We start from the raw sequence: 9,318 nt of genomic DNA on the forward strand, positions 1-9,318 counted from the left end.
TTTTAAAGTAATTTTTCCGTTTCTTTGTATTTTACTTTTACAAAAATAAATTCTCTTGTTGTCACTTAAAATAATTATAATTAAAATATAAGAATGAGATTGAATGAGTTTCAGCTTAATGCTTATAAAAATGCTGGTTCAGGTAAAAAAAAAATACACCCCTATTGATGACCTGCTTCTTAAATAAAAAAATAAAAAATCGTCCTGTAAATATGGAAACGCAGTCTGCTGTTGATACGTTGACTTCTGGTGGACTTATAATGGTTCCGAAAAAGCCAAATGATGCCGACGGTCGGGAAAACGTCTATCGACGCGTGGCAAAATTTTTGCTTTTGATAGGAGTTGATGAGGCTGCAAAAATAATGCCACATCTCTCGGAAGAGCAAACTGAAAAAATCATTCCTGAAATTGCTTCCATAAAAAAAGTTGATGCTGATGAGGCTGAAGAAATTCTTGCGGAATTCAATGGTCTTCTTGAAAAGGCGAGGGAAGGTGGCGGAATTGATACAGCTCGGACAATTCTTCAAAAAGCTTTTGGAACAGTAAAAGCCGAAAGAATCTTGGATGAGTCCGTGACTTTTCAGCAGGGGAAGCCATTTGAATTTTTGTATGAAGCGGATGCCGACAAAGTGAGTACCTTGTTAAAAGACGAGTCAAATGCTGTAAAAGCTTTGGTACTTACGTATTTGAAGCCAAAAATATCAGCTGGGGTAATTCAAAAACTTTCAGATGCGGATAAAAAAGACGTGGTGGTTCGTCTGGCGAAAATGCGAAATGTGAATCCCGATGTTTTGAAAAATGTTGACTATGCCATGCACCAAAAAATGAACAAAATGGCAATTCAAAAATCAGATTCAATCGACGGAAAATCTACGTTGGCTCAGATTCTAAAGAGAATGTCACCGTCTGCCGAAGAAGGCATCTTGAATCAGCTTTCGGAGCAGGATCCAAATCTTGGCTCAGACTTGAGGGAATTGCTATTTACGACCGAAGATATTATAAATGGCAGCGACAGATATTTGCAAACTTATCTTCGTGGCATGAAAGACGATGATATTGCGCTGTTGATTTGTGGAAAGAAAGATGATTTTAGAGGAAAAATCCTCAAAAATGTTTCTTCTAACCGTGCTGCTTCGATTCTTGAACTTGAAGAAATCAAAAAACCGATTCTTAGAGCTGATGTTGAAAAAGTTACATCTGCCTTTTTTACGGCACTGCGTCGTGCCTACGATTCCGGTGATTTTATAATAAATGGACGCGATGGAGAAATTTATGTCTGAAAAAATTGAAAAAGGAAAGAATTATAAAGATTTTGAGTGTTTGGATATTTTTGAAGTTGCTGATTATCATTCGACGGTTGTTTATCTTCGCCAGCTAAAAACTGGGCTCGAAGTTTTTCATATGGTTAATTCAGACCCTGAAAATCTTTTTTCATTTGCTTTCAAGACTCCTAACGAAAAGTCTACAGGTGCTGCGCATATTTTGGAGCATTCTGTGCTTTGCGGCTCGGAAAATTTTCCGTTAAAAGATCCGTTCGTAAATCTTTCGAATCAAAGTGTAAAAACTTATTTGAACGCAATGACTTACCCTGACCGTACGGTTTTTCCTGCAAGTTCAATTGTAAAAGCCGATTATTTTAATTTGATGAATGTTTACGGGGATGCGGTGTTCTTTCCGAAGTTGGAAAAGGAAATCTTTTTGCAGGAAGCTCACAGACTTGAAATAGATGAAAACGGAACGCCTTCGATTCAAGGTGTCGTTTACAACGAGATGAAAGGAAATTATTCTTCATTTGATTCTGTGGCTGGCGATGCCTGCAATATAAGTCTTTTGCGTGATTGTATTTATGAAAAAGATTCTGGTGGCGACCCGTTGGAAATCCCGAAGTTTACGTATGAAGAATTTTTGGCATTCCATCGACGATGGTATCGACCTGATAATTGTTTTGTCTTTTTGTATGGCAATATTCCTACCGAGGAGCAGCTTGACTTTATTCAGGAGCATTTTCTTGAGCGTCTCGAAAAAAAATACCCGGATATTGTGGTGTCCGAAAAAAATCGTTTGGACAATTTGAATCAGTTTTTGAAATATGTTACCCCTGTCGAAATAAAGGCTCCTTTCGAATTTGCTTGTGAAGGGCCTGCTAGCGAAGAGGAGAGTTCTTCTGGCGATACTGTTGTTGTAAATTGGTCGTTGGGACCGACTGAAAATGCCGAAAAGAGTATGTTGAATACGGTTATTGCTGGAATTTTGATGAATCACGATGGCTCCCCGTTGCAAAAGGCTCTTGTTGACAGCGGTCTTGGCGAGGATATGGCTCCTCAGTCTGGACTTTCGAATTACATTTATCATTCAATGCTTTCGATTGGACTTAGAGGCGTAAAAAAAGGTGATGCCAAAAAAGTTGAAGATTTGGTGCTAAACACACTGCAAAAACTCGCTGACGAGGGCATAAAAGAATCTGATATCCAGTCTACGATGATGTCTCTTGAATTTTCTCAGCGTGAAATAAAACGAAGTGGCGGCCCGTATTCGTTGGTTCTGATGAATCGCCCGATATTCGGTTGGCTTTATGGTTTTGATGTTAGAAAACAATTCAAACTTCGCTCGATTCTCGAAGAAATCCGTTCAAAAATCAAGAATGAAAAAGGCTTCCTTGAAAATAAAATTAGGGAATTGCTTATCGAGAATCCTAGAAGGTCGTTGGTTGTCGTAACGCCTTCAAAAGAATTCAATGCGAACCGTGAGCGTCTCGAAAAAGAACTTATAGACTCTTTGATGCAAAAAACTTCTGTTGAAAACGTAAAAGCTGATTGCGAAAAGCTTCACGAATTTCAAAGAAAAAACGGAAGACAGTTCTTGCTTGCCTCATTTGAATCCAAAAGATTTCTTTGTTGACGGACATCCTGTAATGAATAAATTTCCGACCGAAATCAATTTCCTAAAAGGCATTGATGAATCTGAAATTCCTTACATTTTGAATCGCGAGAATACAAACGGCATTATTTATTTTGACGTTGGCTTCCCGGTTGATGTGCTGAATGCCTGCGATTATCCAAAATTGACTCTCTTTTCGGAGGCAGTTGCTGAAAGTGGTTGGAAAGATATTCCTTGGGACAAAACTTCGGAACTTTGCGCGCTGCATACCGGAGGACTTGGAGTCAGTTTGATTTCTTCAACTTCACTTTCAACTCCGAAGGCAATGGAATTGCGGAAAAAGTACGATTGGTGCGACCGAGAGTGGCTTGTCTTTAGAATCTCAATGATTGATGAAGAGTATGAAAATGCTTTGAATCTTCTTGTGGACTGTCTTACAGGCACGGACTTCCATGATTTAAAACGTTTGCAGGATATTGCGAATGAACTTCGGAACGACATTTTTGCGAGCGTAATCCCGGACGGGCACAGTTTTGCTTCCATGCGGGCAAAGGCTTTGTGCAATCGGAGCGAGTGCGTTGACGAGATTTTTAACGGAATAACGCAGGTTTATACGATTCAGTCTCTTGCCGAAAAAGATCAAAAAGAAAATGCTGCGGATTTTAGGCGGATTCTTGAAAAAATTCGTTCGAGCGGTTGTTTTATTCATGTTACTGCGGAAGATTCTGGAATTGAAAAATTGAATTCGATTTTGCCGAAATTTATTTCTCAGCTCGGTTTGAGGCATCCTGCAAAAAAACTTGCCACTAAGGATGAGGATTTCTTTAGCCTTGTTCTTCTTGACGGGCAGAAAAAAGATGACAAACTTAATGAAATTCTTGCCACTTCTGGACAAATCGGTTTTGCGGCGGAATGCATGAATGTCAGCAATTATGACAGCAAATTCTGTCCTGCGGAGGAAGTTTGCGCTCACTGGCTCTCGAACAATTTGCTTTGGGAAAAACTCAGGACGATTGGCGGTGCATACGGAGCGTTCTGTCACGTTGATTCCGTTTCGGGAATTTTGAATTTTGCGACGTACCGCGACCCGAATCCACTGGATTCTTGCAGTACTTTTGAATCGTGTCTCTTGGAAGCTTCTCAAAAAGATTTTGACAAAGATTCTGTAGAGAAGGCTCTTATGGGTTACTACAGTCAGTGGATTCAGCCTACGACGCCACGCGGAAAAGGTTCTACAGCGCTTATGCGGACTCTGTATGCTATCCATGACGATGACCGCGAGCGAAAACTTGCGGCTGCCTTGAACGTGACACCTGAAGATTTGCGTTCTGGATTTAAGCGTCTCTATGAATTCAGTCAAAGTCCAAGCTTTAAAAACAGAACTTTTTTGACCGGAAAATCAATTTTAAATAAAAAAGTGCTTTCAACTGGAAATATCACAATATTGCCTTTATAATATTTAAAGGGTTCGATTTTGAGTTTTTCCAAAGCCTGTCATTCCCGTGTTCGTCACGGGAATCTTACCATAAATTGTCGATAAAGATTATCGGGTGCGCCTGATAATGACACATATTTCAGTATTTGAAAAATAGAAACTCGACATTTGACCTAATGAATTTTTTTTATTTGGAGCAGGATTTTTATGACAGACGAAAAAATTAAAAAATGTGTAAAAATGATGCGGCAACTTGTCTCTGACGTGCAGGGGGCGCCTTACCCTGGCGAGAATTTTGAACCTGAACTGTACAGAATTTGGTATGAGCATGTTCAAAAAGTTGCTGTTGAGTGTTTTGAGTATTTGGATGCAAATTTTCCAATACCAAAAACTGATATTGGAAAAAAACTTGATAAATTTTTGAACGATTCAAAAAAAACGTGAGTCTTAGATAAAAATCTGTGAAGTCGTACTTTTTCTATACCGAGAATTGAATAAGATTGTATACATTTTAGAAAAGGTGCAAAAATGGCAGGTGCAAAAAAATTTCAGAAGTTCGATCAATATTCATTGCGAGGAAAACTTCGGCAGGAAGGATTTGAACGGTGGAGATATACATTCTGCGCTTCAAATAAAATTTCTGGCGAGGAACGAAATTTCTTTATTGAAATGTATCTCGTAAATCCTGTGATTTCTCCAAAAGTTGTCGTTATTGCACAAAAATCACGCCTTGCATTGAACGAAAATGAGATTCAGTACGCTCTTGCTGGAACTGATTCTGCGATAAAAGGCGACACCGAAATTGTCGTACGACCGTCGTATGTCGTTATAAAGGCTGGTATTTATGGCATGCCGGCTAAGCAGTTGAATAAATTCATTCCGTCTTCAGAATTGTTCTTCTCGAAAAATGAGTGCAGCTTTAAAGTTGGGGAATGCACTTTTGCTCCGAACGCATTGTTTGGGGCTATTTCGGTTTCTGCTCAGGAATTGCGCGTAAAACCAGAAATTGCTTCGGATGCCGGCATTATGGATTGGGATTTGAAGTTCGAACGCCAAATTTCATGCGGAATGATTCACTCTGGAAAAGACCATTCGTTTGTTCCATACGGAATTAAGACTGCTTTTAGCGGAACGGTCCACTTTGATGGCGAAGAATATATCGTAACTCCGAGAACGTCTTTTGGTTACTCTGACAAATCTTGGGGGCAGAGTCTCTTGAAGAATTATTATCATCTTTCGGCTTCAAAAATGACGAGTATCATTTCTGGAAAGTCAATGGTGAATTCTTGTTTTGTCATTGAAGGCGAATATGATGGTGCGTTAAAAGCATTCGTAAATATTGACGGTCATTCGTTCAAAATCGAAAAGAAAAGCTTTTTTAACAGGTTTACCGAAATCCACGACGTGAATCAGATGCCTGCAAACGAAGATGGTGACAAGATTCACTGGTCTATGAGCATTCATAAAGGCAAGTTCGTAATTGATCTTGATATTATGTGTCGGGCCGACGAAATGCTGGTGCGCGATTATGAGATTCCGCAGGGAAAGCGCACTTTGCTTCGCGTTCTTGGCGGTGGAACTGGAAAAGGCGAAATCCGAATCTTCAAAAAGAATGGAAAAAATCTGGAGCTTCTCGAACATGCGAATATTTTTGACGCGATGTGCGAATACGGGCATTTTGAAGAAATCGGAAATACTGCAATCAGCTCTGATTTTGAAGAGTAAATCTTGTTATAGCTGTTAGAAAAATTTGCCGTTTTGAAAATTTCTGATTAACTTGAATTTGAAAAATGAATTTTTTGATTTCAGATTTCAAATTCAAAGTTCAATGGAAATTTTCAGGAGGCAGATATGAATTACGAGCAGTTTACTTTAAAACTTCAGGACGCAATTCAAAACGCAACTGCGATTGCTCAGCAAAATGACCATGGGGAAGTGGGGCTTGAGCATATTCTTGAGTCGCTTATCGAGCAAAAAGACGGCATGGTAAAGCCGTTGATTGAACGAATCGGCGTGAATGTCGGCGATTTGCTCAATGCAATAAAATCAGTTCTTAATACTTATCCAAAAGTCAGCGGAAATATAAGCATGCAATTCTCTGGCGAGTCTCAGAAAGTTCTTGCGAAAGCAGAGGGCGTGATGAGTAAGCTTGGCGACTCTTTTTTGAGCGTTGAGCACGTCCTTCTTGCCATGAGCGAGTCTTCGAGCCGTGCAGGTGAACTTCTGCGTCAGTTCGGAATCACGAAAGAGGCGATTCTTGAGGCTCTTAAAGCTGTTCGCGGAAACAGCAAGGTTGATTCTCAGGACCCGGAAAGCAAAATGCAGGCTCTTTCAAAATACTGCACGGATTTAACGGCACGGGCCAGGCAGGACAAAATTGATCCTGTAATCGGTCGTGACGAAGAAATCCGCCGCGTAATGCAGATTCTCGTTCGTCGTACAAAAAATAATCCTGTTCTTATTGGTGAGCCTGGTGTTGGAAAAACGGCGATTGTTGAGGGGCTTGCCCGCCGAATTGCAAGCGGTGATGTGCCTGACAGCCTAAAAGACAAGCGTCTTCTTTCTCTCGATATGGGAACTCTCGTTGCCGGCGCAAAATTCCGCGGTGAATTTGAAGAGCGGCTCAAAGCCGTTATCAGCGAGGTTTCAAAAGCTGAGGGACAGATTATTCTCTTTATTGACGAGTTGCACACGATTGTTGGCGCAGGTGCGAGCGAAGGCGGAATGGATGCTTCTAACCTCTTAAAGCCGGCTCTTTCCCGCGGTGAGTTGCACGTTATTGGAGCTACGACCCTAAACGAATACCGAAAGTACATCGAAAAAGACAGTGCTCTTGAGAGAAGGTTCCAGCAGCTTTATTGTTCCGAGCCGAATGTTGAAGATACGATAGCGATTCTTCGCGGTCTTCGGGACAAATACGAAATCCATCACGGCGTAAAAATAAACGACGAAGCTCTTGTTGCGGCTGCAACGCTCAGTAACCGCTACATTACGAACAGATTTTTGCCAGACAAGGCGATTGACCTTGTTGACGAGGCCGCTAGCCGCCTAAAAATGGAGATTGAGAGCGAGCCTACTGAGCTTGACCAGCTTGAGCGAAAGATTCTCCAGCTTCAAATCGAAAAACAGAGTCTTTCAAAAGAAAGCGACAATGCTTCAAAAGAGCGGCTTGAAAAACTTGAAAAGGAACTCAGCGAAATTTCTAGTCAGCGTGACGCAATGAAGTTGAAATGGCAGAACGAAAAGGCTGAAATCAACAAGTCTCGCGAACTAAAAGAAAAACTTGAGGCTGCGCGTTTTGAGCAGGAAAAATTCACTCGTGAAGGAAATCTCGAAAAAGCTGCCGAATACAAGTATTCGATTATTCCTGAGTTTGAAAAACAACTTGCCGAGAGCCAAAAAATGGACGAAAAACGCCAGTTTGCCGAAGACAACGGAGTTTCACAGTCACTTTTGAGGCAAGAGGTTACAGAGGAAGATATTGCCCGTGTCGTAAGCGTGTGGACAGGAATCCCTATTGCAAAAATGATGACCAGCGAGAAACAAAAATATATTCGTCTCGAAGAAGTCTTGCATGAGCGCGTTATTGGCCAGAACGAAGCTGTGACGGTGGTTAGCGACGCAATCCGACGTAACAGGGCCGGACTCAACGACCCGAACCGTCCGCTCGGAAGCTTTATGTTTATTGGACCTACAGGAGTGGGAAAAACGGAGCTTGCCAAAACGCTTGCGGACTTTCTTTTTAACGATGAAAAGGCTCTTACTCGAATCGATATGTCAGAGTACATGGAAAAATTCAGTGTGACACGTCTTATCGGAGCGCCTCCGGGATACGTTGGCTATGACGAAGGCGGTCAACTTACGGAGGCAGTTCGCCGTCGCCCTTACAGCGTGATTCTTTTTGATGAGGTTGAAAAGGCTCACCCTGACGTTTTCAACGTGCTTCTCCAGGTGCTTGATGACGGTCGCTTGACGGACGGGCAGGGACGCGTGGTTGATTTTAAGAACACGATAATCATTATGACGAGTAATCTTGGAAGCTCGTTGATTCTTGATGCTGATTCTGATGAAAAAATGAAGGGCGTAAAAAATCAAATTGATGAGCTTTTAAAGCAGAGTTTTAGGCCAGAATTTCTTAACCGAATTGATGAGATTGTCATGTTCAACAAACTCGATAAATCTTGTATTTCTGGAATCGTAAAGAATCAGCTCAAACGTTTGGAATCTCGTTTGGTTTCTCGAAGGATTTCGATTGAGTTTGATGATTCTGCAATTGATTTCTTGAGCGAGGCAGGTTATGACCCGGCTTTCGGTGCACGACCTGTAAAAAGGGCGGTGCAGTCGCTTGTGGAGAATCCGCTGGCAAAAGAGATTCTTGCCGGAAAGTATTCCGAGGACTCGGTAATAAAGGTTTCTTCCGACGGAAATCGTATTACTTTTGCCTAAAAAAAAGGAGTTTTAAAAAAAACGAAAAAAATAAAAAATTTTGAAAAAAATTGAATTTGTGTATTGACCTTTTGTTACGATTTTTGATATATTAATTAAGTCAATTACACGGTGCCTGTAGTTCAGGGGTAGAGCGCCAGATTGTGGATCTGGTTGTCGAGGGTTCAAATCCCTCCAGGCACCCTCCTTTAAGTTAAAAGGATATGCGTTCGTAGCTCAATTGGATAGAGTAACGGACTTCGAATCCGTAGGTTGCACGTTCGATCCGTGTCGGACGCATTAATGTTTAACTAAAAGGTTTGTGATTGAAGTAGAGAAGTCGGGCGACTAGCTCAGTTGGTAGAGCAACAGACTCTTAATCTGTGGGTCCGGGGTTCGAACCCCCGGTCGCTCAAATGTAGCTGATTTGTTTCGGTTGCATGAAAAATCGGAATTGTGACTTATGTCCGTTGCCGATTGCTCGCTTGCGAGAGTGGTGAAATTGGCATACACGCTAGACTTAGGATCTAGTGCTTCGGCGTAAGGGTTCAAGTCCCTTCTCTCGCATAACACTTAGTGTT

At 41.4% G+C, this 9,318-nt stretch carries 6 protein-coding genes and 4 tRNA genes; all 10 read left to right on the forward strand.

Annotated features, from left to right (window positions below):
- Nucleotides 1–212: 212 nt before the first annotated feature.
- The 10 genes from JI65_RS06760 to JI65_RS06805 all read left to right on the forward strand — a co-directional run bounded on the left by JI65_RS06760 (nt 213) and on the right by JI65_RS06805 (nt 9,304).
- Nucleotides 213–1,280, forward strand: a complete 1,068-nt coding sequence (locus JI65_RS06760) for a flagellar motor switch protein FliG (RefSeq protein WP_242457186.1) — start codon at nt 213–215, stop codon at nt 1,278–1,280.
- A complete protein-coding gene (locus tag JI65_RS06765; RefSeq protein ID WP_191014621.1) occupies nt 1,273–2,898 on the forward strand; it encodes an insulinase family protein in 1,626 nt (541 codons plus the stop codon). The genes JI65_RS06760 and JI65_RS06765 overlap by 8 nt, the downstream gene beginning before the upstream one ends.
- A complete protein-coding gene (locus JI65_RS06770; protein ID WP_191014622.1) occupies nt 2,864–4,333 on the forward strand; it encodes an insulinase family protein in 1,470 nt (489 codons plus the stop codon). The genes JI65_RS06765 and JI65_RS06770 overlap by 35 nt, the downstream gene beginning before the upstream one ends.
- Before the next feature lie 186 nt (nt 4,334–4,519).
- Nucleotides 4,520–4,756: a hypothetical protein gene (locus JI65_RS06775; RefSeq protein WP_191014623.1), complete on the forward strand. Its 237-nt coding sequence runs from the start codon at nt 4,520–4,522 to the stop codon at nt 4,754–4,756.
- An 84-nt stretch (nt 4,757–4,840) separates the two neighbouring features.
- Nucleotides 4,841–6,037: a hypothetical protein gene (locus tag JI65_RS06780; RefSeq protein ID WP_191014624.1), complete on the forward strand. Its 1,197-nt coding sequence runs from the start codon at nt 4,841–4,843 to the stop codon at nt 6,035–6,037.
- 126 nt (nt 6,038–6,163) lie between these two features.
- Nucleotides 6,164–8,758: an ATP-dependent chaperone ClpB gene (gene clpB, locus JI65_RS06785; RefSeq protein ID WP_191014625.1), complete on the forward strand. Its 2,595-nt coding sequence runs from the start codon at nt 6,164–6,166 to the stop codon at nt 8,756–8,758.
- A 111-nt stretch (nt 8,759–8,869) separates the two neighbouring features.
- A tRNA-His gene (locus JI65_RS06790) sits at nt 8,870–8,941 on the forward strand.
- Between the two features lie 22 nt (nt 8,942–8,963).
- Nucleotides 8,964–9,037: transfer RNA gene (locus JI65_RS06795), tRNA-Arg, on the forward strand.
- 42 nt (nt 9,038–9,079) lie between these two features.
- Nucleotides 9,080–9,152: transfer RNA gene (locus tag JI65_RS06800), tRNA-Lys, on the forward strand.
- 72 nt (nt 9,153–9,224) lie between these two features.
- Nucleotides 9,225–9,304, forward strand: a tRNA-Leu gene (locus JI65_RS06805).
- Nucleotides 9,305–9,318 lie beyond the last annotated feature (14 nt).

The sequence above is a fragment of the Treponema zioleckii genome, from assembly GCF_014737315.1.
Lineage (GTDB): Bacteria > Spirochaetota > Spirochaetia > Treponematales > Treponemataceae > Treponema_D > Treponema_D zioleckii.

Coding starts and splice junctions, on each gene's coding strand:
- JI65_RS06760 (WP_242457186.1), top strand. CDS start 213: ATGGAAACGCAGTCTGCTGTTGATACGTTGACTTCTGGTGGACTTATA.
- JI65_RS06765 (WP_191014621.1), top strand. CDS start 1,273: ATGTCTGAAAAAATTGAAAAAGGAAAGAATTATAAAGATTTTGAGTGT.
- JI65_RS06775 (WP_191014623.1), top strand. CDS start 4,520: ATGACAGACGAAAAAATTAAAAAATGTGTAAAAATGATGCGGCAACTT.
- JI65_RS06780 (WP_191014624.1), top strand. CDS start 4,841: ATGGCAGGTGCAAAAAAATTTCAGAAGTTCGATCAATATTCATTGCGA.
- clpB (WP_191014625.1), top strand. CDS start 6,164: ATGAATTACGAGCAGTTTACTTTAAAACTTCAGGACGCAATTCAAAAC.